Origin of the sequence: Burkholderia mayonis, from assembly GCF_001523745.2 — a bacterium.
Taxonomy (GTDB): Bacteria; Pseudomonadota; Gammaproteobacteria; order Burkholderiales; family Burkholderiaceae; genus Burkholderia; species Burkholderia mayonis.
In genome coordinates this window covers 1,241,258-1,266,888 of sequence record NZ_CP013386.1, presented here as the reverse complement: position 1 = coordinate 1,266,888, position 25,631 = coordinate 1,241,258, and the positions used below count along the sequence as shown (strand labels likewise).

Sequence of the window (25,631 nt, the reverse complement as noted above, 5' to 3'; positions counted from 1 at the left end):
CGGTCCGCCGCAGCGACGCGATGCGACGCGACACGCAGGCCGGACGTCGCAGCACGCGATTCAACCGCCGCAGCCGCCGCCCGAACAGCAACTGTCGCCCGCGTCGTGCCCGAACGCGCCGTCGCGCTTCGCGATCTGCACGCGCCACTGCGACGGCCCGGCCTCCAGATAGGTTCATTCGAACGCATCGGCCGCACGCTCCTCGAGCTGGTAATAAAGCGGCTTCGGATCGTGATCGTTGATGAGCTGCAATGCTTCGCCGTCGGGCAATGCGTCGAAGGTGCCGAAGATCAGTGCGTGGCGCCTGTGATGAGGAATCCTACGAACGTCGATGATGGACGCGTACTGCTCGGTCATGACATGGCTCTTGAAAAAGGACAGGGATGCGGCGCGGGGCCGATGCGGAACGCTCGCCGCCCGCCGGGAATTGCCGTCGGCGATCACCCGGCTTGCAACATGCATCGGTTAGCGATATAACGTGCATGTATTGCGCATGTTATATCGCGCCACCCTCAATAGCAGCGCAAGACATGCATCTTTTTGCCACGTATGCGACTCTCTGAATACACGGACTACACGTTGCGCGTGCTGATGTACTGCGCGTCGAATCCGGACCGACTCATCACGATCGCCGAACTCGCCGAGCGCCACAACGTGTCGAAGAATCACCTGACGAAAATCGTCAACAGCCTCGCGCGCCAGGGCACGCTCGAGACGACGCGCGGCCGCGGCGGCGGCGTGCGACTTGCGCTGCCGCCCGGGCGCATCGGCATCGGCGACGTGATCCGCGCATCCGAAACCGACTTTCGTCTCGTCGAGTGCTTCGACCGGCACACGAACACTTGCATGCTCGCGGCGAAATGCCGGCTCGAGCGGCTGCTCGACAGCGCACTGCGCGCGTACTTCAAGGAACTGGACGGCGCGACGCTCGCCGATCTCGTCGGCCCGCCGGCGAAGAACGGATTGAGCGCCGCCGAGAAGCTGCATGAGTTCGCGATCGCGATGCCGGCGAAGAGCGCTGCGCGAACGCGATGACGGGCGTGCGTCCGGAGACGGACGAGCGACGCGCATCGCGCTCGAGCGAATGCGACGCCCAATCGTTGCGCGGCCGAGCCCGCCGCAACCGCGCCCGCTTCCGTTCGTCGTCTCCGCGCCGCCGCGCTGCGATCGGCGGAGCCGCGTCAGACTTCGGTCTGCTCGTCCGTCATCGCGAAATTGAGCATCTTCAGGTGAGCGACCATCATCGAGTCCATCGTCCTGACGTGATAATCGAACCACTCCGCTACCTCCGCCAGCAGCCGGCGGCCCAGTTCGAACTGCGCGTCGCGCGCGACCTTGTCGCGCACCGCCGCCGCTACCTTCAGCACTTCGTTGTGATCGGACGCATGGCAATACTGCGGCCCGAACTTCGTGCTCGCCATCCAGCGCTCTTCGCGTTCGAAGTGCTGCCGGCAGTGATCGATCCAGGCGTCGAACGCCTGCAGGAAATGCGCGTCGTCCGCACGCGCGGCCGCATCGAGCAGCTGGACGAATTCCGTATGAACGGCGTCGACGAACGGATCGTCGAGTTTCAGCTCGGGTGAGAGGTCTTGCATCGAAGAACGGAAGTGGTGTGTGACTCAGGGGCGACCTGACAGATCGCGTCTTCGAAGGTACATGCCGCTCGGGCCTTTCGCTCGCCAATCTTCGTTGCCGTTGATTCAGCACAAGCTTTTCGGGCTGTGCGCGACTGTCGACGGCGGTCGCAGCGAGCGCGCGCCGCGTCGTTTTTTTCCATTCGAACCGCCTTTCAGATGCGCATTTTCGTCACGCGTTGAGCCCGTCTGAACAAACATCAAGACCCCGCCTTACTGGTTGTTTGCGAATCGTCAACATGAGCCTCTCGAAATTCCGCTAAATTCCGCCGCCAAAGCGACTGGATGTCGCATCAAGTTCGACGAAGGCGTTTCGACGTCTCACAAGCCCGCTTCATCACACACTCAGGCGAATGTCATGGTCCGAAGAATTACGAGTAGAACGTCCGCGATCTTGCGATTAGGGCTCGTCGCAGGTCTTTCCGGATGCAGCGAACTGCACGTGCTCGATCCGAAAGGCGCGGTCGGCGCCGCGGAGAAGTCGCTGATCGCGACGTCGACGTGGGCGATGCTGATCGTCGTCGTGCCGGTGATCTTCCTGACGCTGCTCTTCGCGTGGCGCTACCGCGCGTCGAACCGCAACGCGACCTACGCGCCGAAGTGGGCGCATTCCACCGCGATCGAGATCGTCATCTGGACGGTGCCGTCGCTGATCATCCTGTTCCTCGGCATCCTCACGTGGAAGACCACGCACGAGCTCGATCCGTACCGGCCGCTCGAATCGTCGGTGAAGCCGATCGACGTCGAGGTCGTCGCGCTCGACTGGAAGTGGCTGTTCGTCTATCCGGATCTCGGCATTGCTTCGGTGAACCAACTGGCGGTGCCGGTCGGCACGCCAGTCAATTTCCGGATCACGTCCGACGCGGTGATGAACTCGTTCTTCATCCCGCAGCTCGGCACGCAGGTCTACGCGATGGCCGGCATGCAGACGCGCCTGCATCTGATCGCCGACGAGCCGGGCGATTTCGCCGGCATTTCCGCGAATTACAGCGGCCGCGGCTTTTCCGACATGAAGTTCCGCACGCTCGCGACGCCGCGCGACGCGTTCGACGCGTGGGTCGCGAAGGTGCGCGCGTCGTCGGACCGGCTCGACATGACCGCGTACAGCCAGCTCGCGCAACCGAGCGAGAAGCAGCCGGTGCGCTACTACTCGACGGTCGATCCCCGGCTGTTCAACAACATCATCGCGAAGTACAACAACGGCAACGTCCTCGATCTGACGGACGCCGCCTGTCGGACGAAGGGGTAACGCATGTTCGGTAAATTGACGCTTTCGGCGATCCCGTTCGATCAGCCGATCGTCATGGGCGCGGCCGCGCTCATGGCTCTCGTCGCGCTGTCGGTCGTCGGCACGCTGACCTATACGAATCGCTGGAAATGGCTGTGGACCGAGTGGCTCACGTCGGTCGACCACAAGAAGATCGGCGTGATGTATATCGTCGTCGCGGTGCTGATGCTGCTGCGCGGCTTCGCGGACGCCGTGATGATGCGCCTGCAGCTCGCGTTCGCGTACAACGGTCCCGGCTATCTGCCGCCGCATCACTACGACCAGATCTTCACCGCGCACGGCGTCATCATGATCTTCTTCATGGCGATGGCGCTTCTCGTCGGCCTCTTCAATCTGATCGTGCCGCTGCAGATCGGCGCGCGCGACGTCGCGTTCCCGTTCCTCAACTCGCTGAGCTTCTGGATGACGGCCGTCGCCGCGCTGCTGATGAACGTCTCGCTGATCGTCGGCGAATTCGCGCAAACGGGCTGGCTCGCGTATCCGCCGTTGTCGGAATTGCAGTTCAGTCCGGGCGTCGGCGTCGACTACTATCTATGGGCGCTCCAGATATCCGGCGTCGGCACGCTGATCACCGCGATCAACTTCTTCGTGACGATCATCCGGATGCGCGCGCCCGGCATGACGTTGATGAAGATGCCGGTGTTCACGTGGACGGCGCTCTGCTCGAACGTCCTCATCATGGCGACGTTCCCGATCCTGACCGTCGCGCTCGCCCTCCTCGGCCTCGACCGCTATCTCGGCATGCACTTCTTCACGAACGACGCCGGCGGCAACGCGATGGTCTATCTGAACCTGATCTGGGCGTGGGGCCATCCGGAGGTGTACATCCTCGTGCTGCCCGCGTTCGGCATCTACTCGGAAGTGATCGCGACGTTCGCGAAGAAACCGCTCTTCGGCTACAAGACGATGGTCTACGCATCGTGCGCGATCATGGTGCTCGCTTTCCTCGTGTGGTTGCACCACTTCTTCACGATGGGCTCGGGCGCGAACGTCAATGCGTTCTTCGGGATCATGACGATGGTCATCGCGATCCCGACCGGCGTGAAGATCTTCAACTGGTTGTTCACGATGTACCGCGGCCGCATCGAGTTCACCGCGCCCGTACTATGGACGATCGGCTTCATGGTGACGTTCACGCTCGGCGGGATGACGGGCGTGATGATGGCGATCCCCGGCGCGGACTTCGTGCTGCACAACAGCCTGTTCCTGATCGCGCACTTCCACAACGCGATCATCGGCGGCGTCGTGTTCGGCTATTTCGCGGGCTTCCATTACTGGTTCCCGAAGGCGTTCGGCTTCAAGCTCGACGAGAAGCTCGGCAAGCGCGCGTTCTGGTGCTGGTTCGTCGGCTTCTACGTGTCGTTCGTGCCGCTCTACGTACTCGGTTTCATGGGGATGACGCGGCGTCTGAACCATTACGACAATCCGGCATGGCATCCGTGGCTCATCGTCGCAGCATGCGGCGTCGCGCTGATCGCGGTCGGCGTGCTGCACCAGGTCGCGCAGGTGTGGGTCGCGGTGCGCAACCGCAACCAGCCCGAATACCGCGACGCAACGGGCGATCCGTGGAATGGCCGCACGCTCGAATGGGCGACGACGTCGCCGCCGCCCGTCTACAACTTCGCGGTGATTCCGACCGTGCACGCGCTCGACGAATTCGCGTACCGCAAGGAACACGGCCTCGGTCTCGGCGCCGGCAAGAAGATCGTCTATCAGGACATCCACATGCCGTCGAACACGAGTGCGGGCTTTATCGTCGGCATGTTCAGCCTGATCCTCGGCTTCGCGCTCGTGTGGCACATCTGGTGGCTCGCGATCGCGGCGTTCGCCGGCATCGTCGCGACCGTGATCCTGTATAGCGCGCGCGATAACGACGGCTATTACATTCCGGCCGAAACGGTCCGCAAGATCGAAGAAAAGCGTGGCGGCACACGCATTCCGGCACAGCCGGCGGAAGTCGAACTGGAGGTCAATTGATGTCGCACAACACGATGATGCTCGACCACGCGGCATCGCACGATCATCCGCCGTCGCATTCGGTGTTCGGCTTCTGGCTGTACCTGATGACCGACTGCATCATTTTCGCGGCGCTGTTCGCCACGTTCGCCGTGCTCGGCAATCAGTTCGCGGGCGGTCCGACCGGCAAGGATCTGTTCGACATTCCTGGCGTCGCGCTCGAAACCGCCGCGCTGCTGCTCTCCAGCATCACGTACGGCTTCGCGATGATCGGCGCGCACAAGCGGCAGCGCGGCGCGGTGTTCGGCTGGCTCGCGGTGACGTTCGCGCTCGGCGCGGCCTTTCTCGCGATGGAACTGCGCGAGTTCTCGCACCTGATCGCCGAAGGCGCGGGGCCGCAGCGCAGCGCATTCCTGTCGTCGTTCTTCACGCTCGTCGGCACGCACGGGCTGCACGTGACGGCCGGCCTCGTATGGATGGTCGTGCTCGCGCTGCAGGCGCTGCGCCGCCCCGAACTGACCGAGCGCGACGTGCGCCGACTCACGTGCCTCAGCCTCTTCTGGCACTTCCTCGACATCGTCTGGATCTGCGTGTTTTCCTTTGTCTATCTTGCGAGCGTGATCTAAATGGCACATACGCATCCTTCTCACGGCGATGAAGCGCACGGCACCATGGGCGGCTACATCGCGGGCTTCGTGCTGTCGGTGCTGCTGACGGCCGCATCGTTCGGCCTCGTGATGGGCGGCGTGCTGCCGCCGCGCGAAGCGCTCGTGTCGCTCGCCGTGCTCGCGGGCGTGCAGATCGTCGTGCACCTCGTGTACTTCCTGCACATGAACACGTCGTCGAGCCAGCGCTGGAACGTGATGGCGTTCAGCTACACGGTGCTGACCGCACTGATCCTGATCTTCGGCACGCTCTGGGTCATGCACAACGTCCACATGAACATGATGTCGCGATAGCCGTTTCCTTGCCTTTCGTCGATGCCGTCCCGCGCGGGACGGCATTGCTTTTGTCGCTGCCGGATCGTGTCGGATCGCATGCGTGCGTCGACCCAACCGTTTGCCCGGCGTAAACGCGAAGTTGATTTCGCCGATGTCGCGCGAGCCGTTTCCGATTCGCTCGCCGAATCCTCCGCCGACGCGGTCGCCGGCCGCGCTCGCCGACGCGGTCGGGATCGCGATGCCGCGCGTGCGGCAAGCGTTCCGTCTGCGATCCGGCGACCGATATGCGCGCCGCCGCCCTCCCCCGCCCGTCGACGCCATTCGGTCGGCGCATCGCGGAGCACGGGCGTCGGCGCTTCGATGTCTTTTTGTGGTGCCGATTTTATGAACGACTCTTTCACCCCGGTTCATGTCGACGAACCGATGCCGCACCGCAAGGTCGTCCGCTCATGGATCACGCCGTTCGGCCAGCGCGTGATCGCGCGCTCGATCGTGCTGCTCGTCGTCGACTACCTGCTGCTCTTCGCCGCGTTCGCGGGCGCGCTGCTCGCGCCGTCGAGCATCGTGAAAATCGTCTGCGGCATGGCGGCAGGCTTCGTCACCGGACGCCTGTTCATCATCGGCCACGACGCGTGCCACCAGAGTCTCACGCCGAATCACCGGCTCAACCGCTGGCTCGGCCGCATCGCGTTCCTGCCGTCGCTGACGCCGTACAGCCTGTGGGAAGTCGGCCATAACGTCGTCCATCACGGCTACACGAACCTGAAAGGCTTCGACTTCGTATGGGCGCCGCATACGCCCGACGAGTTCGCCGCGCTGTCGCCGACGCGGCGCTTCCTCGATCGCCTCTATCGCAGCGGCTGGGCGCCCGGGCTCTACTATCTCGTCGAAATCTGGTGGCTGCGGATGTACTTTCCGACGAAGACCTATCTCGGCGCGTCGCGGCCCGTGTTCCGGCGCGACTGCCTGCTCGTCACGGGCTTCGCCGCGATCTGGATCGGCGCGGTCGTCTGGATCGCGGCGGCGACGCACCAGTCGACGCTCCTGCTGCTCGTCGCGAGCGTCGTCGTTCCGTTCCTGTTCTGGTGCTCGATGATCGGCTTCGTCGTCTACGTCCACCACACCGATCCGCGGATCTCGTGGCACGCGAACCGCGCCGAATGGTCGCGCACGGCGCCGTTCGTGTCGACGACGCTGCACCTGACGTTCCCGTGCGGCATCGGCGGACTGATGCATCACATCATGGAGCACACCGCGCACCACGTCGACATGAGCATCCCGCTGTACGGGTTGAAAGACGCACAGGCGAAACTCGAAGCGATGCTGCCGGGGCGGATCGTCGTGCAGCGCTTCAGCTGGCGCTGGTATTTCGATACGGCGCGGCGCTGCAAGCTCTACGACATCGAGCGCAAGTGCTGGACCGACTATCTCGGCCGTCCGACGAGCGACGCGCATCTCCGCGCGGATGCGCCGATGGCGGACCAGCGTCCGATCGACGCGCCGCGCGACGCATGATGCGTGCCGCCGCGCGGCCGATCGCGTCCCCGGCGCCTGCCGCGACGGAGGCACATTCGCGGACGCGACGGCGTCGACCGCGCAAGCTGCGTGGCCGAAACGAAACCGGCCGCTTGCGCGGCCAGTCAGAGTCGGATCGAGCATCGAGACGCGGCGGCGAGCCGCCCGTCGAATGCGTTACTTGAGCGTCACGGGCACGCTGAAGTACTTCTTCGCGAGGCCGTCGATCGTGCCGTCGGCCTTCAGCTCCTTCAGTGCCTGGTTGACCGCGGTCTTCAACTGCGCATCGTTCTTGCGCAGACCGAAACCGACGCCTGTGCCGAGGATCTCGGCATCGCTCACGTGGTCGCCCGCGAACGCGAAGCCCGCGCCTTGCGGCTTCGACAGGAAACCCTTCGCACCCGCCTCCGAATCCTGGAACGTCGCGTCGAGGCGGCCTGACTTCAGGTCTTCATACGCGAGGTCCTGCGTCTGGTACGGCACGACTTCGACGCCCGCCGGCGCCCAGCGCTTCTTCGCGTACGCCTCCTGGATCGTGCCCTGCAGCACGCCGATACGCTTGCCCTTCAGCGACGCGGTCGTCGGCAGCAGCCCGCTGCCCTTCTTCGCGATCAACTGGTTCGGGATCGTGTAGATCGGATCGGTGAAATCGATCGCCCTGCGACGCTGATCGGTGATCGTCATGTCGGAGTTGATCGCGTCGAACTTCCGGGCCTGCAGCGCCGGAATCAGCCCGTCGAACGCGTTCTCGACCCATATGCACTTCACCTTCAGCTTCGCGCACACGGCGTTGCCGATGTCGACATCGAAGCCCGCCAGCTTGCCATCCGGCATCTTGTATTCGAACGGCGCGTACGACGCCTCGACGCCGAAGCGGATTTCCTTCAGGTCAGCGGCGAACGCGCCGCTCGTCGCAAAGGCTGCGGCCGCGGCGAGCGCGCAGGCGGCCGTCTTTTGCCACGTCAACTTCATCAGGGAGATCTCCTCGATACGATCAAATGGATTCAACACGCTACTCGTACCGGCGCATCTTCGCAGCGCCGGATCGTCCGGACAAATGCACGGACCGCTCTTGATGCGGCGCAACAGCCGCAACCGCGCGATTGTACCGCCCCGTGCGGGCGCGCGCGGCCGAAAAGGGGGGAAACGGCGATCGCTGCGGCTCGCAACGCGCCGGCGCGCGAAAAGCGCAAAACGATGTCGCATCCGCGCACGTCGGCGCAGATACGCCGCCGTCGCGCATCGCGCATCCTCGATCATTGCACGCCCGCATGCCGCCCGCGCGAGCCGGTGCTATTTTAACGAGGCGCGCCCGCAGCTTCGGCGCGTCCCGGCCAATCGGCCCCCGGATCTTTCCAAAGGAGGCGTCAACCGATGAAGCTGTATTACTCACCCGGCGCATGCTCGCTCGCCGTGCGCATTGCGCTGACGGAAGGCGGCATTCCGTTCGAAGGCGTCAAGGTCGATCTGCAGAAGCACGAACTCGCGGACGGCAGCGACTATTACGCGATCTCGCCGCGCGGCTACGTGCCGCTCGTCGAATTCGACGACGGCTCGCGCCACACCGAAGCCGCCGCGCTGCTGCAGCGGATCGGCGATCTCGTGAACGCGGGCGCGCTGATTCCCGTGCATGGCGCCGCCGAGCGCTACGACACGATCGAATGACTGTCCTTCGTCGCGACCGAGCTGCACAAGAGCTACGGATGGCTATGGCGCAAGGACACCGCCGATTCGACGCGGCAGGCATGCATCGCGCGGATCGATGCGCGCCTGAAGAACGTCGACGCGCATCTCGAAGGGCGCGATTATCTGATCGGCCGTTTCACGGTCGCCGACATCTATCTGTTTACGATCGTCAACTGGTCGAACTTCCTGCAGCTGCCGCTCGATGCGTATCCGCGCGTGCGCGCGTTCATGGAGCGCGTCGCCGCACGCCGAAGGTGCGCGAAGCGTTCGTCGCCGAAGGGCTCGCGAAGTAGCGCTGCTCCACCGACGCACGCCGCGCGCGGCTCAAGCGAGCGCGGCGTGCGTGTCACCCGTCGTCTCGACGACAAGCAGCCCCGCCCGCAAGCCGGGCTTGACGGACGGATTCGGAAACACGATGCGCTCTTCCGCGCGACGCACCGCATAGCGGTAATCGCCGTCGCGCGCGAGCAGCGTGCCTTGCGCGAACGGCGTGAAGTTCGGCACGTCCTTCGCGACGAACAGCTCGAGCGCGTCGCTTTGCTTCGTGATCTGGTCGACGACCGTGAACACGCGCGGCAGCGGCCCGCCCGGCGCGTCGCGGCGGCCGGACACAAGGCCGCGCACGGCCGCGTCGGCGCCCGCGAAACGCTCGAGATCGTTCTCGCCGAACGGCATCACCTTGCCGAGCTCGAGCGTGCACGCGAGCGCGCCGCAGGACGCTGCCGTGAAATGCGAGAACGTGTTGCCCTTCGTCGTATGCAGCAGCACCGCCGCGATCCTTGCTTCGCCGAGCCACTCGAACATCGTGCGCGTCGGCGGCTCGCCCGTGTGCGGCAAGAGCGCGAACTGCTCGAACACCGACGCGCGGATCGCCGTGTGCATGTCGATGTGCCAACGCGCGCCGCGCGCGCGGCCCGCCATCGAGAAGAAGCGCACTGCGGCCGCTTCCAGTACCGCCGCGCGCGGCACCTCGCGACTTGCCGCGCGGGGCGTGCGAACGCCGCCGAACAGCCGGTTCAGATCGTCGTCGAGATAGCGCTCGCCCGCGCGCATCGCGCCCGGATTGCCGAGCGCGACGAGCAGCCGACAGCGCAGCGGCAGCGCGCCGCGCGCGAGATCGCGCACGAGCATCGACAGCAACTCGATCGGCGCCGTTTCGTCGCCGTGCACGCCCGCCGACACGAGCACGCTCTGCATCCGCAGCGCCGCGTCGGCCGGCTCGAGTTGCAGCAGGCCGTCGCCGAGCCAGCGCCAGCGCACCGCGCGCGCCGCGCATTCGCCCGCTTCCGTGCGCGGCGTGTCGCCCGCGAGCGTCAGCGCGAGGAAGTCTTCGAGCCAGACGGCGTCGCTGCCGCGATCAGCGCTGGAAGTCATAGAGCGAGCCAAGGCCGAGGATCCGCGTCAATGCGTCGAGCGCGGTGCGCGATTCGTCGAGCAGCGCCGGATCGGCGAGATCCGCGGGCGACAGCCGGTCCCGATAATGCTTGTCGATCCACGCGTCGAGCGACGCGAACAGCGTATCGTCGATCCACACGTTCGGCTTCACCGCCGCGCGCTCCGCGTCGCTCAGCACGACGCGCAGCCGCAGGCACGCGGGCCCGCCGCCGTTCTTCATGCTCTCGCGCAGATCGAACACGCGCACGTCGCGAATCGGTCCGCTGCCGGCGACGAGCGCGTCGAGATACGCGGACACGTTCGCGTTCTCGCGGCATTCCTGCGGCACGACAAGCATCTGCGTACCGTCTTCGCGCGCCAGCAGCTGGCTGTTGAACAGATACGAGCCGACCGCGTCGGCGACGCTCACCGCGCGATCCGGCACCTCGATCACGTTCAGCTTCGCACCGAGCGCGCCGAGCGACGCGGTCAGCGCATCGTAGATCGACTGCTTGTCGACGAACGCGCGCTCGTGGCAGAACAGCGTGTCGCGATTGCCGACCGCGATCACGTCGTTGTGGAACACGCCCGCGTCGATCACGTCCGGGCTCTGCTGCGCATAGATCGTCGCCTCTTCGCGCAGGCCGTGGCGATGCGCGACCGCGCGGCTCGCCTCGAACGTCTGGCGTGCCGGAAAGCGCGTCGGCTCCGGCCCGCGCCGGTATTCGGCGCGGCCGTACACGAAGAACTCGACGCCCGCCGCGCCGTACTCTGCGCAAAACCGCGTGTGGTTCGCCGCGCCTTCGTCGCCGAGCGCCGGCGTGCCGGGCAGCGCGTCGTGCACGGCAAAGCGAGACTCGTCCGCGAAGATCGCGGCGAGCGTGCGGCGTGTCGACTCGTGCTCGATCGCGCGATGCAGCTTGCTGCACAGGTTCGCCGGCGTGAAGTGCACGCGGCCGTCGCTCGTGTCCGCGGACGGGCTCACCGTCGCCGCGTTCGCGGTCCACATCGCGGACGCGGAGCTCGCGGCCGCGAGGATCTCGGGCGCCTGCTTCGCCGCCTTCGCGATCACGTCGGCGTCCTTGCCGGAAAAGCCGAGCTCGCGCAGCAGGCGCAGCGACGGCCGCTCCTGCGGCGGCAGCACGCCCTGCGCGAAGCCGAGGTCCGCGAGCTGCTTCATCTTGCGCAGCCCCTGCTTCGCGGCCGCCTTCGGGTTCGCGTCGGACTTCTCGTTCGACAGCGACGCGACGTTGCCGAACGACAGCCCCGCGTAGTTATGGGTCGGGCCGACGAGCCCGTCGAAATTGGCTTCTTTAGCGTTCATCGTCGCATCCTGCTCAGAAATGAAGGCCCGGCGACAGGCTCGCGGGCATCTGCAATTGCGCGCTTTCGACCGACGCCATCGGGTACGCGCAGTAATCGGCCGCGTAGTACGCGCTCGGGCGATGATTGCCCGAGCGGCCCGCGCCGCCGAACGGCGCCGCAGACGACGCGCCGTTGGTCGGCCGGTTCCAGTTCACGATGCCCGCGCGAATCGCGCGGCGGAACGTGTCCCAGGCTTGGCCGTCGTCGGCGAGGAGCCCCGCCGACAGGCCGAACGCGGTGTCGTTCGCGCGCGCGATCGCGTCGTCGAGGCCGCGATAGCGAACGATCTGCGCGAGCGGGCCGAAGTGCTCCTCGTCGGGCAAATCGCGCACGTCGGTCACGTCGAGGATCGACGCGTTCACGAAGCCGAGCGCGGAATCGCGCTGCTTCATCTCGATGATCGGCACAGCGCCCAGCTCGACGAGCCGCGCCTGCGCGGCGACGAGACGCGCGGCCGCCCGCGCCGAGATCACCGCGCCCATGAACGGCTGCGGATCGGCGTCGTAGACATCCGCCGTGATCTTCGACGCGACGTCCGCGAAGCGCGTGAGGAAGCGGTCGCCGAACGCGCCTTGCGGCACGAGGATGCGGCGCGCGCACGTGCAGCGCTGCCCCGCCGACAGGAACGCCGACTGGATCGCGTGATGGACGGCCGCATCGACGTCCTCGACGTCGGCGACGACGAGCGGATTGTTGCCGCCCATCTCGAGCGCGAGCACGATCTCGGGCCGGCCGCCGAACTGCCTGTGCAGCAGCGTGCCCGTGTCCGAGCTGCCGGTGAAGAAGAGCCCGTCGATCTGCCGATGGTTCGCAAGCGCGACGCCCGCGTCCTTCTCGCCCTGCACGAGATTCAGCACGCCCGCTGGCAGCCCCGCGTCGCGCCAGATCTCGACGGTCGCGCGCGCGACGCCGGGCGCGAGCTCCGATGGCTTGAACACGACCGTGTTGCCTGCGATGAGCGCCGGTACGATGTGCCCGTTCGGCAAATGACCCGGGAAGTTGTAGGGACCAAACACCGCGACGACGCCATGCGGACGGTGCCGCAGCACCGCGACGCCGTCGGCCATCGGCGCGCGCCTTTCGCCCGTGCGCTCGTGATAGGCGGTGATCGAGATGTCGACCTTCGCCGCCATCGACGCGACTTCGGTGCGCGCTTCCCACAGCGGCTTGCCGGTTTCCCGGCCGATCATCGTCGCGAGCGCTTCCTTGCGCTCGACGAGGAGCGCCGCGAAGCGCTTGGCGATCGCGCAGCGCGCGTCGAGATCGAGCGCCGACCAGCCGGCGAACGCGCGCCGCGCGCTGGCGACCGCGCGGTCGACGTCGGCGGCCGACGCGCTCGCGCCTTCCCACACGCGTGCGTTCGTGCCCGGGTTGCGCGACGAGAAGACGGGGCCGGCGCCGTCGACCCAGGCGCCGTCGATGAAGAGTTCAGTCATGTTCGTTATCCCTGTTTGGGTTTGAGCGGCAGCACGCGCACGAAATCGCCCTCGCTCACGCGCAGCGCGGCGGCATCGCCGGCCGACAGCGTGAACGCGCCGTTCACGACGAGCCCCGGTGCGACGCCGACGCGGAAATCGGACAGCGACGTGTTCGACACGAGCGAGCGCGGCGCGTCGGCGCGCGCGGCGGGCGCGCCGATCTCGACCGGCGCGACGACACTTTCGCGCACCGTGCGCAGATCCGAGACGTGGCATTCGAGCACGGGGCCCGCGTCGAAGATGTCGACGTGGTTCTGATAGCGCAGCCCTTCCGCCTCGAGCATCTTGCGCGCGGGCAGCGTGTCGCGGTGCGTGACGCCGATGCAGTCCTGCGCGTCCTGCGGCAGCAGGTCGACGTAAACCGGAAAGCGCGGCATCAGTTCCGCGAGGAACGACTTGCGGCCATGCGAGCTCAGGTAGTCCGCGGCGTTGAAATCGATCTGATAGAAGTGCGAACCAACCGCGCGCCAGAACGGCGACGTGCCGTCTTCGTCGAAGTGGCCGCGCAGCTCCGCACAGATGCGCTCGGGAAACCGTTCGCGAAACTGCGCGATGAACATGAAGCGCGAGCGCGACAACAGGCCGCCGAAGCCGCCCGTCCGGTAGCGCGGGCTCAGGAACAGCGAGCACACTTCCGCATAGCCCGTCAGGTCGTGCGAGATGTTCAGGAGCGACATCTTCGTCCACACGCCGAGATCCTGACTCGCGTGGACGACCGTGCTCACGCGATAGTTGTAGAACGGCTGCGCGAGGCCGACCTCGGTCTCGATCCCGCATACGCCGGCGATGTCGCCCGACTGCGAATCTTCCATCACGAAGAAATAGCCGGCTTCGGCGGGCGTCGCGCAATTCTCGAGCGTGCGGCGCGTGCGCTCGATGCGCGCGGCGAGCGCGTCGCGATCCGGCTTGAACGTGGTGAGGCCCGGTCCGGTTTCCTGCGCGAGCGCGACGAGCGCGTCCACGTCGCCCGTTTGTACGACCCGAACGACGATCATGCTGCGTCTCCTGGTTGGTCCGTCGGTTGGCCGTCGCGCTGATGCAGCGGCACGCAGCGCACCGTGTCGCCGTCGGCGACGCCGAGCGCCGCGCGCGCGTCGGCGGGCAGCGGCGCGTCGGCGCTGTCGTCGGGCAGGTCCGCGAGCACGCAGCGAAACGCGTCGCCGCGCCCGCTCGACAGCAGATACGTGGTGTCGCCGTGCGCGCGCGCCGCCTCGCGCACCGTGCGCTGCGCGTTCTTCGTCACGCACGCGGCGCGGTCGACCTGCGCGGTCAGCACGGGGCCGGCGTCGAAGATGTCGACGTAGCGGTCTGGCTCGAAGCCTTCCTCGAGATGGATGTCGTACGCGAGGAGCGCATGCTCGTTCGGCTCGCCGAGCACGCGCTGCGCGGCTTCGGGCAGGAGCGGCACGTAGAGCGGATAGGTCGGCATCACTTCGGCGATGAACGTGCGGCTTCGGCCGCCCGATTCGATCTCGACCGCGGCGAAGTCGCGGCCGAAGAACTTGCGGCCGACCGCCTCCCAGAACGGCGACGCGCCCGTTTCGTCGGTGACGCCGAGCAGCAGCGAGAACACCTCGGGCGTGAAGCGGCTGCGGTTCGCGGCGACGTACATCATCCGTGCGCGCGAGATCAGGTGCGCGGCGGCGTCGCCGCGCAGCGACGGATCGACGTAGAAGCCGGCGAGCCGGCTCTTGCCCGTCAATTCGTGCGACATCGTGAGCGCGTGGATCTTGCGGTTCACGTGCAACTCGCGCGACGCGTGGATCAGCGCGTCGTTGCGAAACGCGTAGAACGGCTCCGCGTAGCCGGCCGCGGCGACGATGCTCGCGGTGCCGAGCAATTTGCCCGTCGCGCCGTCCTCGAGCACGAACAGATAGAACTCCTCGCCGGGGAAGTCGACTTCCGCGCGAAACGAGTCTTCGGAAAGCGCGACGCGCGCTTCGAGCGCGGCGCGGTCGTGCGGCAGCGAATGCAGCACGGGTTGCGCGGTGCGCGCCATCTGCGCGAGCGCGTCGAGATCGGCGAGTCTGCCGGGGCGTACGAAGAGCATCGTCGTTCCTGTCTACGTCAGCGATACGGGCGGCTTAGCGCGAGGCCGCTTCGGCTTGCGCGGCGAGCACTTGCTCGACCGCCTTCTCGAAGCGCGCGAGACCTTCGTCGAGCACGTCGAGCGGGATCACGAGCGACGGCGCGAAGCGCAGCACGTTCGGGCCCGCGATCAGCATGATGACGCCGTGCTCGGCCGCAGCCGACACGAAATCCTTCGCGCGGCCGTCGAACGCGTCGACGAGCTCGACGCCGATCAGGAGGCCCTTGCCGCGGACTTCCTTGAAGAGCTTGAAGCGCGCATTGATCTTGTCGAGCGTGGCCTTCAGCCGCTCGCTGCGTTCCTTGACGCCCTCGAGGAGCGCCGGATCGCTGACGAGCTCGACGACCTTCTCGGCGATCGCCGACGCGAGCGGGTTGCCGCCGTACGTCGTGCCGTGCACGCCGACCTTGAAGTGCGCGGCGAGTGCTTTCGTCGTGAGCATCGCGCCGATCGGGAAGCCATTGCCGAGCGCCTTCGCGGTAGTCAGGATGTCGGGCGTGACGCCCGTGTCCATGTACGCGTAGAAGTGGCCGGTGCGGCCGACGCCCGTCTGCACCTCGTCGAAGATGAGGAGTGCGCCGTGCGCGTCGCACGCTTCGCGCAGCGCCTTCAGGAATGCGGGATCGGCGGGAATGACGCCGCCCTCGCCCTGGATCGGCTCGACGATCACGGCGCAGGTCTTCGGGCCGATTGCGGCCTTGGCGGCGGCGATGTCGTTGAACGGCAGATGCCGGATGCCTGCGGGCACGGGGCCGAAGCCTTCGGAATACTTCGGTTGTCCGCCGACGCTGACCGTGAAGAACGTGCGGCCGTGGAACGACTGGAGGAACGACACGATCTCGTACTTGTCGGCGCCGTGCCGTTCGAACGCGACGCGGCGCGCGAGCTTGAGGGCGGCCTCGTTCGCTTCGGCGCCGGAGTTCGCGAAGAATGCGCGATCGGCGAACGTGAGCGATTCGAGGCGCTTCGCGAGGCGCAGAACAGGCTCGTTCGTGTAGCCGTTGCCGATGTGCCAGAGCTTGCGGCTTTGCTCGTCGAGCACCTTGAGGAGCGCCGGATGGCCGTGACCCAGCGCGGTGACGGCGATGCCGCCCGCGAAGTCGACATAGTCGCGGCCTTCCGTGTCCCACACGCGCGAGCCTTCGCCGCGATCGGGCACGAACGGCGCGGGGGCGAACACCGGCACCATCACTTCATCGAAAGTCTGACGGGACACGTTCGGGCTCTTCATGACGATTCCTTTCGTTTCGTAAGAGGTAACAGATTCAAGTTTAGGCAACGTGGCGCGAGGCGTCTTGCGGAATTGCGACGGGATTTATCGGGTAGGGTGGGGTTTGGTATGCCCTTTCCGGTGGGCGACGGTTTTTTGTCGGTTGTTTCGGGTGGTTGTTTCGGGTGTGTCGTGGATGACCTGTGATGTTAGCGGTCGATTAGCGTCGCCCCTCCCCGGGGCGGGGGTCACTTTTCTTTGTCTTGCCAAAGAAAAGTGACCAAAAGAAAGGCGCATCCTTGGGCGGACAGCAAAGGGAGCTGCGCTCCTTTCCTGCGCCAGCTTCGCCGCGCGATTCGCTGCACACCATTCTTCTATTCCATAACCCACTTCGCACGATGCATGTCCGCTAATCACTCATCGCAAGGTATGCGAATTATTCGAACACCAGACACTCATCGTTCGCCTCTCCTCTGGATGCGCTCATCATCCGAGCGCAGCGAGGATGGAGCTGGCGGACGGTATACCGCTCCGGTGAGCGATTCAACGACACAGACCCTGCGCGATCCACTCCGCGTTCTCATCCGACGCGACTCGTTAGGGGCTGTGCCAGTCAAAGCGCCCCCAAGGAGCGCTCAGTCCTCAACAGAAGGCCGCTCCACCAAAGCCCCCGCCCGAGGCGGCTCGGCGCCCCCCTTCCCGTGCTGCTTCTCGAGCCACGCTCGCCGATCCTCGCGCGGCGTGACGCCGAACCGCTCCCGATAGGCATTCGAAAAATGCGCGGCCGAAGAAAACCCGCAGGCGAGACTGACCTGCACGACGGATTTGCTCGTACGCTGCAACTGCGTGCGCGCCTTCAGCAGCCGCAAATTGAGGTAGTACTTCGACGGCATCGCGCCGAGATACTGTCTGAAGAGTCGCTCGAGTTGCCGCCTCGACACGCCGACGAACCCCGCGATCTCGTCCGTCGTCAGCGGATCCTCGATGTTTGCCTCCATCAGCAACAGCGCATCGTTCAGCCGCGGGTGTCGCTCGCCCGGCGCCGTCACGAACGGAATCCGCTGGCGCGCCTCGCCGCTCCGAAGCGGCCCCGTGCCGAGCGCGTCCGCAATCCGCTCCGCCAGCTCCGGCCCGTGATCGCGGCCGATCATCGCGAGCATGAAGTCGACGGTCGCCTGGCCGCCCGCGCACGTCGCGCGATCACGGTCGATTTCGAAGATCTGCTGCGTGACGATCGAGCGCTCGAACTGCTCGGCGAACTGCTGGTACGTCTCCCAGTTCACGCTCACCCGGTAGCCCGACAGTTGCCCCGCCATCGCAAGCCACCACACGCCGTGGTGGATGCCCGTCACGAGCGGCGTGCGCTGGCCGACCCGCGCGAGACTCGCGAGAAAGAGCCGGTAGTCGGCGAACTGCTGGAACCGCTCGCTGACGACGATCAGCCAGTCGCAGACGATCGCGTCGTTGAACGCGGCGTCCGCGTGCCATTGCGCGCCGCCCGCGAGCGGCACCGCACGGCCGTCCCACGAGCACACCTGCCAGCGGTACAACAAACGCCCGTCGATCTCGTTCGCGAGATTCAGTGCGTCGACGATCGGCCCGACACCCGACATCGACACGGGCGGCAACGCGACGATCGCCACCTGTATCGTGCGGGCGGGACTGACTGGACGATTCACGGACATCACGACCTGCCGCGTCGGCCGTTACTTGAGGCTGCCGGACAGAAACTGCTTCAGGCGCTCGCTCTGCGGGCGCGCGAGCACGTCGGCCGGATCGCCCTCTTCCTCGGTGCGCCCCTGGTGCAGGAACATCACATGGTTCGATACGTTGCGCGCGAAACCCATCTCGTGCGTGACGACGATCATCGTCCGTCCTTCCTCCGCGAGCTTCTGCATCACCTTCAGCACCTCGCCGACGAGCTCCGGATCGAGCGCCGACGTCGGCTCGTCGAACAGCATCACGTCCGGATGCATCGCCAGCGCCCGCGCGATCGCGACCCGCTGTTGCTGGCCGCCCGACAGGTGCGATGGATATTGCTTCTCGACGCGCGGCGCCAGCCCCACTTTCTCGAGGTATTCGCGCGCGCGCTCCTCGGCCTCGCGCTTCGGAATGCCGAGCACATGCACGGGCGCTTCCATCACGTTCTCGAGCACGTTCATGTGCGCCCACAGATTGAAGTGCTGAAACACCATCGCGAGCTTCGTCCGGATCCGCTGCAGTTGCTTGTGATCGGCGACTTCGAGATTGCCCGCGCGATCGGCCTTCGTGCGCACCGTCTCGCCGTCGACGACGATCTGCCCCGCGTTCGGCCGCTCGAGGAAGTTGATGCAGCGCAGGAACGTGCTCTTGCCCGAGCCGCTCGCGCCGATGATGCTGATGACGTCACCCGCCTTCGCGTTCAGCGACACGCCCTTCAGCACCTCGTTGTCGCCGTAGCGCTTGTGGATGTCCCGCGCCTCGAGCTTGCACGCGGCGTTCGTGGTCGTGGTCTCTGCCAACTGGCTCTCCCTGGAGTGAAATCAATGACGGCCGGCCGCGAGATACGCGAGCCAGTGGCGCTCCGCCCGGCGAAAGGCCGCGACGAGTGCGAACGATACCGCAAGATAGATCAGCGCGGCGGTTCCGAACGACTGGAACGCCATGTACGTCGCCGAATTCGCGTCGCGCGCGACTTTCAGGATGTCGGGCACCGTCGCCGTGAACGCAACCGTCGTCGCATGCAGCATCAGGATCACCTCGTTGCTGTAAAGCGGCAAGGCGCGGCGCAGCGAAGACGGCAGGATCACCCGGCGATACATCGTGAACGGACTCATCCCGTACGCGCGCGCCGCCTCGACTTCGCCGTGCGGAATCGCGCGGATCGCGCCCGCGAAGATCTCGGTCGTGTACGCGCAGGTATTGAGCGCGAACGCGAGGATCGCGCAGTTGAAGCCGCTTCGGAAGAACGCATCAAGGAACGCATGATCGCGAACGAACGCGAGGCTGTACATCCCCGTGTAGATGAGGAGCAACTGCACGTAGAGCGGCGTGCCGCGAAACACGTACGTGTAGAAGCGCACAGGCGTCGACAGCCAGCGATTCTTCGACACCCGCGCGACCGCGAGCGGCACCGCGCAGACGAAGCCGATCGCAAGCGACGCGACGAGCAGCCACAGCGTGACGGCAAGCCCCGACATACGCTGACCGTCCCAGTAGAAGAACGCGCGCCCGAATTCCTGGAGAATCTCGATCATAGTTCCGCGTGCCTCACGCCGATGGAATAACGCTTCTCGAGCTGCTTGAGCACGAGATTGGAGACCGTCGTGATCGCGAGATAAATGAGCGCCGCGACGAGAATGAAGAAGAACATGTTGAACGTGCTCTTGCCCGCGTCCTGCGCGGCTTTCACGACGTCGGCCAGACCGATGATCGACACGAGCGCCGTGGCCTTCACGAGTACCTGCCAATTGTTGCCGATGCCGGGCAGCGCGAAGCGCATCATCTGAGGAAACATGATCCTCGCGAACACGCGCATCCCGCTCATGCCGTACGCGCTGCCCGCTTCGAGCTGGCCGCGCGGCACCGACAGGAACGCGCCGCGGAACGTCTCGGTGAAGTACGCGCCGTAGATGAAGCCGAGCGTCAGCACGCCCGCGACGAACGGATCGATGTCGATCTGATCCCAGTTCATCAGGTCGGTGAACTGGTTGAGCCAGATCTGGATGCTGTAGAAGAGCAGCAGCATCAGCACGAGATCAGGCACCGAGCGGATGAGCGTCGTGTAGCCCGTCGCGATCGCGCGCAGCACGCGATTGTGCGAGAGCTTCGCCACCGCGCCGATGAGGCCGAGCGCGATCGCGGCCGCGAGCGACAGCACCGACAGCTCGATCGTCTGCACCGTGCCGGCCCAGATGAGCGGACCAAAGCCGTATAGGAACACGCTTGTCTCCGTGATCGTGATGGGAATGGCGCACGGACGGCTGCGCCGGTTTGACGCGGATAGTCGCAAGCGAAAAAAATCGGCTCAAATGGCGGTCGCGCGGAATGCTGCGTTGCAATATCGCGCCGACGGTGGCGCGGGGCGCGCGCACAGCACTGTTTTAGCGGGGGAAACGTCGGTGCCGGACGTTGCCGGCCGCGGGCCGTGCGCCGTTTTTTTTTGCAAGTTTCGAGTCGCTTTTGCGATAGAGACGATGGGCAACCGGTAAGCGGCGGCCGCGGGCGGTTCGCGGCGGCGCACGATGGAGGAAAAGGGTCGGAAACAGCTTCGGCGGCCGGTGGCCGCGCAGCGCAGCCGTAGGCAACGCTCGCAGTGCGAAAACCAAGCGGAAAGATGGATGGCCGGCCCGCGTCTGCGAGCGCCGGCAGGCCAATAATGGCAGGCTGTTTGCGAGCGCCGGCGAATAACGGCTAGTGCCTACAGGCGTTCGAGAACACTTGTGAGCGGTGCCTGCGACGGGCAGAAATCTTCGCGCATCAGCCGCTGATCGTTGCACGGAGCCGAACCGGTGAGACGTGGCAAGCATTTGAGCGCGCGTACGCGCTCGCCGTCGCGACGGATACACACCGATGCACCGACCGCCAACGCGCCGCCGGGATGACGCGCCTCGCCCGGTGACCCGCCCTTCGGAGCACCCCGCCTCGCTGCGCCGCTCAGTGACCCTTCAGGATGTCCGAGCGCGACGTCGTATAAACAATCCCGTCCGGTCCGAAATGGACGTTGAAGAACGCGTCCTGATTGACGCCGTCCTCGAGCCAGCGCCAGCTCCACACCGTCTCCGGCTTGAGCGGATAGCGCGCGACCTCGGTCGGCTTGCCGAGCAGCCGCCGCACCTCGTCCTCCGTCATGCCCGGCCGGATCTTCGCGAAGTTCGCGGCCGTCAGCACCTGCGTCGCCGCGGTGAAGCGGCCGTTCGCGTCGATGTCGACCATATAGGTCTCGTTGCCCATCGGGCCGCGCGGATATTCGAGCCGCTTCGAGCCGTCCGTGTAGACCCGCTCGGTCTCGGGACGCCCCATCTGGCTGCGGATCTCGGCCTCGGTCGTCACGCCGGGCGTGAGTCCCTTGAGGAACAGCGGCGCGGGTTTGATCGCGTTGAAGAAATCCTTGAATCGCTGCACGGTCTGCTCGCTTTGCTGATCGTCGCAGCCGGCAAGCGCGAGCACCGCGCCAAGCAAAGCGACGGGAAGGACACGGAATCGGAACATCGTCATCGGGAAACGGCGCGGCTTGCGCGCATCATCGAACACGCGCGCAAGCATACCGCACCACGGTTGTCGTACGCCGAAGCGGAACTCGACGCAGCGCTCGAAGCATGCGCGCCGTATCGCCGCGTCGTGCGGCAAGCACTTGGTGCGCAACGGCCCACGGTCGGCCCGAAACCGGGCCGCGAAGGAAAGAAAATCGGAATGGCCCCGGCCGCGCGGCCGGGCTGCCGCCGGTCGAACCGCCGGGCGGGCACATGGTCAGCCCCTTCGAGCCTTCGAGCCTTCGAGCCTTCGAGCCTTCGAGCCTTCGAGCCTTCGAGCCTTCGAGCCTTCGAGCCTTCGAGCCTTCGAGCCTTCGAGCCTTCGAGCCTTCGAGCCTTCGAGCCGCCAGATCAACGGATCAATAGATCGGCAAGCCAACATCCTGAAATAAAAGCGCCCCGCCGCCCGACTGCGCCGTCACGGCAACGACTCGACCTCGCGCTGCGCAACGGCGGCCGCCACACGGGCCGCGCGCCGCGCGTGGCTGCGAATCCGCCGCCGCGTGCGCGACAACTCGACGAGCTGCCACGAGCCGAGCGCGAGCGCGCCGAACAGCAGCTCGCGCACGCGCTTGACGAGCGCGAGCGACAGCGCCGTTTCGCGATCGACGCCGAACATCTGCGCGAGCAGCACGACGGTCGCCTCCTGGACGCCCAGACCGCCCGGCACCATGAATGCCGCGTGGCGCACCGCTTGCGTCATCGCCTCGATCGCGACCGCGCCGCCGATCGACACCGGATGGCCGAGCAGCGCGAGCGCCCAGTAGATCTCGAGCGCGCCGACGACATAACCCGCCAGTTGCCAGAAGAACGCACGGAACAGCAAGCCCGCGCGCGACATCAGCGCGTCGATGTCGGCGTCGAGGCGCTTGCCGTCGACGCCTTGCAGCAGCCGGTGCGAATCGCCGAGCAGCCGGCTCGCGAAGCGCTCGATCGCGTGGAAAACGCCGCCGCGGCGCATCAGCACGAACGCGAGCACCGGCATCGGCAGCGACAGCACGAGCGCGACGCCGATCGTCCTCGCGCCGACGCTCTCCTGCGTCGCGATCAGGAGCAGCACGAGGCCGAGCGCGGCGAACGCGTACTGGACGGCGATCGTCACGAGCACCTCGACGATCACCGACGCCGTCACGCGGCTCGCGTCGGGCACGCGCCAGCGCGCGAGCCGGATGCCGACGATCTCGCCGCCGACGCCGACGACGGGCAGCAGCCGGTTCACCGCCTCGCGCACGGTCGCGATCCACCAGAGGAACGGCAGCGACGCGCGCTTGTCGAGCAGCAGGCGCCACGCGTGCGCGTCGAGCAAGAGCGGCAGCCCGTGGAACGGCACGAGCCACAACAGCGCGAAACCGGCCTGGCCGATCACGCGAACGACGTCGCCGACACCCTCGTGCACGACGAGCGCGAGCAGGATCGCGATCCCGAGCGGCCAGCCGAGCCATTTGATCCAGCGGGTCATGACGGCTGCGCTCCGGTGATCCGCGCGCCGCGCGGCATGCGCGCACGCGCGCCGCCGCCGAACACGTCGGCGAAGCCGCCGCATGCGACGCCCGCCGCCTCCACCGCGGCCGCGACGCGCGGCGACAGCAGCGCAGCGAGCTCGTCTGCCGGCCGGTAGTCGCGCATCGAAGGCGTGATCGGCCCGTCGCCCGGCTCCGCCGGATGGCAGTAGATTTCGCCGACGCCCGGCGGCAGCTTTGCGAGCGCGTCGAGCAGCACGGCTTCGTCCATCGCGCCCGTGTGCTCGATGCCGACCACGTAATCGTTGTGCGCGATCCCCGCGCGGTCGAGCCGCGCGCGCACGAGCCCGATCCACGGCTTCAGCCAGAACGGCGTTGACGGCTCGTACGGCAGCCGCACCGCGCGCAGCCCGAATTCGCGGCCGATGTCGATGATCATCGACAGCACGGTCGGATGCAGATGGAAATGCTTGTGCGTGTTCACGTGATCGAGCGTGAGCCCGGTCGCCGCGAACGCTTCGAACTGCGCACGGATCTCGCGGCGCAGTTGCGCACGCACGTGCGGCAGGAAGAAGAAGCGGCAGCCGTCCTTCGCCATCGCGTCGCCGAAGCGGCCGTCGGGACCGACGAGCGCCGGGATGTCGCTTGCGGGCAGCGTCGCGGGCCCGTCGGCGAGCACGATGTGCAGGCCGACCGCGAGCGACGGCAGGCGCTTCGCACGCTCGACCGCATCACGCACGGCGCTCGCGCCGACCATCAGGCTCGCGGCCGCGAGCACACCGTCGCGGTGCGCGCGCTCGACGGCCGCATTGACCCGCGGATGCAGGCCGAAGTCGTCCGCCGTGAAGATCAGCGCGCGCGGCGCCGCGTCGGGACCCGCCACCGGTTACGCCTCGTGCGCGCGCAGGAAACGGAAGAATTCGACGCCTTCGCGCAGACGGCGCTTCATCATGTCCCAGCTCGTCAGCATTTCGCGGACGATTTCCCAGATCTTCGCCGGCCGGAAATAGAACTCGCGATAGAAGTGCTCGAGGTGGTGATAGATCTCCTCGCGCGACAGGTGCGGATAGCCGATCGCGGCGAGCTGCACGCCTTCCTTGCTGACGAGGTTGATCGTCTTGTTCTCCGTGAGCCAGCCGTTCTCGATCGCTTGCTCGTAGAGACGCGTGCCCGGGTACGGCGCGGCGAGCGACACCTGAATCGTATGCGGGTTGATTTCCTTCGCGTACTCGATCGTCTTCTTGATCGTGTCCTTCGTCTCGCCCGGCAGGCCGAGAATGAAGGTGCCGTGGATCTTGATGCCGAGCTTCCTGCAGTCCTCGTTGAAACGGCGCGCGATGTCGGTGCGCAGGCCCTTCTTGATGTTCAGCAGGATCTGGTCGTCGCCCGACTCGTAGCCGACCAGCAGGAGGCGCAGGCCGTTTTCCTTCATGATCTTGAGCGTCGAGTACGGCACGTTCGCCTTCGCGTTGCACGACCACGTGACGCCGAGCTTGCCGAGCCCGCGCGCGATTTCCTCGACGCGCGGCTTGAAGTCGGTGAACGTGTCGTCGTCGAACATGATCTCCTTCACTTCCGGCATGTTGTCGCGGATCCACTTCACTTCCGCGAGCACGCTCTCGACCGAACGCGTGCGGTAGCGGTGGCCGCCGACCGTCTGCGGCCACAGGCAGAACGTGCACTTCGAGCGGCAGCCTCGGCCCGTGTAGATCGACACGTACGGATAGTTCAGGTAGCCGATGAAGTAGTTGTCGATCTTCAGGTCGCGCTTGTAGACGGGCGCGACGAACGGCAGCTCGTCCATGTTCTCGATCATCGGACGCGGGCCGTTGTGCTCGATCGAGCCGTCCTTCGCGCGGTAGCTCATGCCGAGGATCTCGGCGAACGGCAAGCCTGCCGCGATGTCCTTGCACGTGTAGTCGAATTCCTCGCGGCAGACGAAGTCGATCGCTTCCGTCGCCGTCAGCGAGTTGTGCGGATCGACCGCCACCTTCGCGCCGACCATGCCGACCAGCATCGACGGCTTCATCTTCTTCAGGTCTTCCGCGAACATCGCGTCGGTCGGGAACGACGGCGTGCTCGTGTGGATGATCACGAGATCGTAGTCTTTCGCGATCTCGAGCGTCTCCTTGACCGACAGGCCGTCGGCCGGCGCGTCGACGACGCGGCTGCCCGGCACGAGCGCGGCCGGCTGCGCGAGCCACGTCGGATACCAGAAGGATCGGATCTCGCGCTTCGCCTGATAGCGGGAGCCCGCACCGCCGTCGAAGCCGTCGTACGAAGGGGCCTGCAAGAACAGCGTTTTCATGAATGCTCCGGTAGCCTGCTGCATAGATATCAATTCGTTCGAGTACAAATGTTTCGTTTCGAAAACCGCGGGCGGCCTGTCGCCGCCCGCGCATCC

At 66.2% G+C, this 25,631-nt stretch carries 21 protein-coding genes and 3 pseudogenes; 7 read left to right on the top strand and 17 right to left on the bottom strand.

Going from position 1 to position 25,631, the window contains the following annotated elements; translation table 11 throughout:
- Nucleotides 1–60 precede the first annotated feature (60 nt).
- Nucleotides 61–428 (bottom strand): annotated as a pseudogene (locus WS70_RS06370) (DUF2249 domain-containing protein).
- Between the two features lie 121 nt (nt 429–549).
- On the opposite strand from WS70_RS06370, the gene WS70_RS06365 reads away from it, so the two are divergent.
- Complete coding sequence (locus WS70_RS06365) at nt 550–1,035, top strand: RrF2 family transcriptional regulator (RefSeq protein ID WP_059473875.1); 486 nt, start codon at nt 550–552, stop codon at nt 1,033–1,035.
- 146 nt (nt 1,036–1,181) lie between these two features.
- Here the strand turns inward: WS70_RS06365 and WS70_RS06360 are convergent, their stop codons facing one another.
- Complete coding sequence (locus tag WS70_RS06360) at nt 1,182–1,595, bottom strand: bacteriohemerythrin (protein WP_059596547.1); 414 nt, start codon at nt 1,593–1,595, stop codon at nt 1,182–1,184.
- 397 nt (nt 1,596–1,992) lie between these two features.
- Between WS70_RS06360 and cyoA the strand changes: the two genes are divergently transcribed.
- From cyoA to WS70_RS06330, 5 genes and pseudogenes are all read left to right on the top strand, one after another.
- On the top strand, nt 1,993–2,883 hold the full coding sequence (cyoA, locus tag WS70_RS06350) for a ubiquinol oxidase subunit II (protein ID WP_108033904.1): 891 nt from the start codon (nt 1,993–1,995) through the stop codon (nt 2,881–2,883).
- A 3-nt stretch (nt 2,884–2,886) separates the two neighbouring features.
- Nucleotides 2,887–4,899 (top strand): cytochrome o ubiquinol oxidase subunit I, encoded by a 2,013-nt coding sequence (cyoB, locus tag WS70_RS06345; RefSeq protein WP_059469008.1) that lies wholly within the window; start codon nt 2,887–2,889, stop codon nt 4,897–4,899.
- Nucleotides 4,899–5,504, top strand: a complete 606-nt coding sequence (cyoC, locus tag WS70_RS06340; RefSeq protein WP_059469007.1) for a cytochrome o ubiquinol oxidase subunit III — start codon at nt 4,899–4,901, stop codon at nt 5,502–5,504. The genes cyoB and cyoC overlap by 1 nt, the downstream gene beginning before the upstream one ends.
- The gene (cyoD, locus tag WS70_RS06335) at nt 5,505–5,837 is read left to right on the top strand and encodes a cytochrome o ubiquinol oxidase subunit IV (RefSeq protein ID WP_059469006.1); all 333 of its coding nucleotides are present in this window, start codon (nt 5,505–5,507) and stop codon (nt 5,835–5,837) included. It abuts the gene before it with no gap.
- 266 nt (nt 5,838–6,103) lie between these two features.
- Nucleotides 6,104–7,334: pseudogene (locus WS70_RS06330) on the top strand (fatty acid desaturase).
- Between the two features lie 177 nt (nt 7,335–7,511).
- Here the strand turns inward: WS70_RS06330 and WS70_RS06325 are convergent.
- Complete coding sequence (locus WS70_RS06325) at nt 7,512–8,306, bottom strand: ABC transporter substrate-binding protein (protein ID WP_059469003.1); 795 nt, start codon at nt 8,304–8,306, stop codon at nt 7,512–7,514.
- A gap of 402 nt (nt 8,307–8,708) precedes the next feature.
- Here WS70_RS06325 and WS70_RS06320 point away from each other — a divergent pair.
- Nucleotides 8,709–9,313: pseudogene (locus WS70_RS06320) on the top strand (glutathione binding-like protein).
- A gap of 31 nt (nt 9,314–9,344) precedes the next feature.
- Here WS70_RS06320 and astE read toward each other — a convergent pair.
- From astE to hpnJ, 14 genes are all read right to left on the bottom strand, one after another.
- The gene (gene astE, locus WS70_RS06315; protein ID WP_059597247.1) at nt 9,345–10,394 is read right to left on the bottom strand and encodes a succinylglutamate desuccinylase; all 1,050 of its coding nucleotides are present in this window, start codon (nt 10,392–10,394) and stop codon (nt 9,345–9,347) included.
- Nucleotides 10,378–11,718 (bottom strand): N-succinylarginine dihydrolase, encoded by a 1,341-nt coding sequence (gene astB / locus WS70_RS06310; protein WP_059469001.1) that lies wholly within the window; start codon nt 11,716–11,718, stop codon nt 10,378–10,380. The genes astE and astB overlap by 17 nt, the downstream gene beginning before the upstream one ends.
- Before the next feature lie 13 nt (nt 11,719–11,731).
- Nucleotides 11,732–13,195, bottom strand: coding sequence for a succinylglutamate-semialdehyde dehydrogenase (gene astD / locus WS70_RS06305; RefSeq protein WP_059469000.1), 1,464 nt, complete (start codon nt 13,193–13,195; stop codon nt 11,732–11,734).
- A gap of 5 nt (nt 13,196–13,200) precedes the next feature.
- Entirely contained in the window at nt 13,201–14,232 is a 1,032-nt protein-coding gene (astA, locus tag WS70_RS06300; protein WP_059597248.1) for an arginine N-succinyltransferase, read from the bottom strand.
- Nucleotides 14,229–15,287, bottom strand: coding sequence for an arginine/ornithine succinyltransferase subunit alpha (aruF, locus tag WS70_RS06295; RefSeq protein ID WP_059468998.1), 1,059 nt, complete (start codon nt 15,285–15,287; stop codon nt 14,229–14,231). Before aruF ends, astA begins: the two co-directional genes overlap by 4 nt.
- 34 nt (nt 15,288–15,321) lie before the next feature.
- Entirely contained in the window at nt 15,322–16,557 is a 1,236-nt protein-coding gene (locus WS70_RS06290) for an aspartate aminotransferase family protein (protein WP_059468997.1), read from the bottom strand.
- 614 nt (nt 16,558–17,171) lie between these two features.
- Nucleotides 17,172–18,221 carry a GlxA family transcriptional regulator gene (locus tag WS70_RS06280; protein ID WP_059468996.1) on the bottom strand — a complete coding sequence of 350 codons (1,050 nt, stop codon included), beginning with the start codon at nt 18,219–18,221 and terminating at the stop codon, nt 17,172–17,174.
- Nucleotides 18,222–18,242: 21 nt separating this feature from the next.
- The gene (locus tag WS70_RS06275) at nt 18,243–19,037 is read right to left on the bottom strand and encodes an ABC transporter ATP-binding protein (protein ID WP_059468995.1); all 795 of its coding nucleotides are present in this window, start codon (nt 19,035–19,037) and stop codon (nt 18,243–18,245) included.
- A gap of 21 nt (nt 19,038–19,058) precedes the next feature.
- Nucleotides 19,059–19,772, bottom strand: a complete 714-nt coding sequence (locus WS70_RS06270; RefSeq protein WP_059468994.1) for an ABC transporter permease — start codon at nt 19,770–19,772, stop codon at nt 19,059–19,061.
- Nucleotides 19,769–20,458, bottom strand: coding sequence for an ABC transporter permease (locus WS70_RS06265; protein WP_059468993.1), 690 nt, complete (start codon nt 20,456–20,458; stop codon nt 19,769–19,771). The genes WS70_RS06270 and WS70_RS06265 overlap by 4 nt, the downstream gene beginning before the upstream one ends.
- A gap of 713 nt (nt 20,459–21,171) precedes the next feature.
- Nucleotides 21,172–21,732, bottom strand: coding sequence for an outer membrane protein assembly factor BamE domain-containing protein (gene bamE, locus WS70_RS06255; protein ID WP_059469017.1), 561 nt, complete (start codon nt 21,730–21,732; stop codon nt 21,172–21,174).
- A gap of 453 nt (nt 21,733–22,185) precedes the next feature.
- The gene (locus WS70_RS06250; protein ID WP_059468992.1) at nt 22,186–23,226 is read right to left on the bottom strand and encodes an HpnL family protein; all 1,041 of its coding nucleotides are present in this window, start codon (nt 23,224–23,226) and stop codon (nt 22,186–22,188) included.
- On the bottom strand, nt 23,223–24,110 hold the full coding sequence (gene hpnK / locus WS70_RS06245) for a hopanoid biosynthesis-associated protein HpnK (RefSeq protein WP_059597249.1): 888 nt from the start codon (nt 24,108–24,110) through the stop codon (nt 23,223–23,225). The genes WS70_RS06250 and hpnK overlap by 4 nt, the downstream gene beginning before the upstream one ends.
- A gap of 3 nt (nt 24,111–24,113) precedes the next feature.
- A complete protein-coding gene (gene hpnJ, locus WS70_RS06240) occupies nt 24,114–25,535 on the bottom strand; it encodes a hopanoid biosynthesis associated radical SAM protein HpnJ (RefSeq protein WP_059597250.1) in 1,422 nt (473 codons plus the stop codon).
- Nucleotides 25,536–25,631: the final 96 nt, after the last annotated feature.

What these genes read in the sequence shown, in the direction of transcription:
- WS70_RS06365 (WP_059473875.1), top strand. Translation starts at nt 550, where the DNA reads ATGCGACTCTCTGAATACACGGACTACACGTTGCGCGTGCTGATGTAC.
- WS70_RS06360 (WP_059596547.1), bottom strand. Translation starts at nt 1,595, where the DNA reads ATGCAAGACCTCTCACCCGAGCTGAAACTCGACGATCCGTTCGTCGAC.
- cyoA (WP_108033904.1), top strand. Translation starts at nt 1,993, where the DNA reads ATGGTCCGAAGAATTACGAGTAGAACGTCCGCGATCTTGCGATTAGGG.
- cyoB (WP_059469008.1), top strand. Translation starts at nt 2,887, where the DNA reads ATGTTCGGTAAATTGACGCTTTCGGCGATCCCGTTCGATCAGCCGATC.
- cyoC (WP_059469007.1), top strand. Translation starts at nt 4,899, where the DNA reads ATGTCGCACAACACGATGATGCTCGACCACGCGGCATCGCACGATCAT.
- cyoD (WP_059469006.1), top strand. Translation starts at nt 5,505, where the DNA reads ATGGCACATACGCATCCTTCTCACGGCGATGAAGCGCACGGCACCATG.
- WS70_RS06325 (WP_059469003.1), bottom strand. Translation starts at nt 8,306, where the DNA reads ATGAAGTTGACGTGGCAAAAGACGGCCGCCTGCGCGCTCGCCGCGGCC.
- astE (WP_059597247.1), bottom strand. Translation starts at nt 10,394, where the DNA reads ATGACTTCCAGCGCTGATCGCGGCAGCGACGCCGTCTGGCTCGAAGAC.
- astB (WP_059469001.1), bottom strand. Translation starts at nt 11,718, where the DNA reads ATGAACGCTAAAGAAGCCAATTTCGACGGGCTCGTCGGCCCGACCCAT.
- astD (WP_059469000.1), bottom strand. Translation starts at nt 13,195, where the DNA reads ATGACTGAACTCTTCATCGACGGCGCCTGGGTCGACGGCGCCGGCCCC.
- astA (WP_059597248.1), bottom strand. Translation starts at nt 14,232, where the DNA reads ATGATCGTCGTTCGGGTCGTACAAACGGGCGACGTGGACGCGCTCGTC.
- aruF (WP_059468998.1), bottom strand. Translation starts at nt 15,287, where the DNA reads ATGCTCTTCGTACGCCCCGGCAGACTCGCCGATCTCGACGCGCTCGCG.
- WS70_RS06290 (WP_059468997.1), bottom strand. Translation starts at nt 16,557, where the DNA reads ATGAAGAGCCCGAACGTGTCCCGTCAGACTTTCGATGAAGTGATGGTG.
- WS70_RS06280 (WP_059468996.1), bottom strand. Translation starts at nt 18,221, where the DNA reads ATGTCCGTGAATCGTCCAGTCAGTCCCGCCCGCACGATACAGGTGGCG.
- WS70_RS06270 (WP_059468994.1), bottom strand. Translation starts at nt 19,772, where the DNA reads ATGATCGAGATTCTCCAGGAATTCGGGCGCGCGTTCTTCTACTGGGAC.
- bamE (WP_059469017.1), bottom strand. Translation starts at nt 21,732, where the DNA reads ATGACGATGTTCCGATTCCGTGTCCTTCCCGTCGCTTTGCTTGGCGCG.
- WS70_RS06250 (WP_059468992.1), bottom strand. Translation starts at nt 23,226, where the DNA reads ATGACCCGCTGGATCAAATGGCTCGGCTGGCCGCTCGGGATCGCGATC.
- hpnJ (WP_059597250.1), bottom strand. Translation starts at nt 25,535, where the DNA reads ATGAAAACGCTGTTCTTGCAGGCCCCTTCGTACGACGGCTTCGACGGC.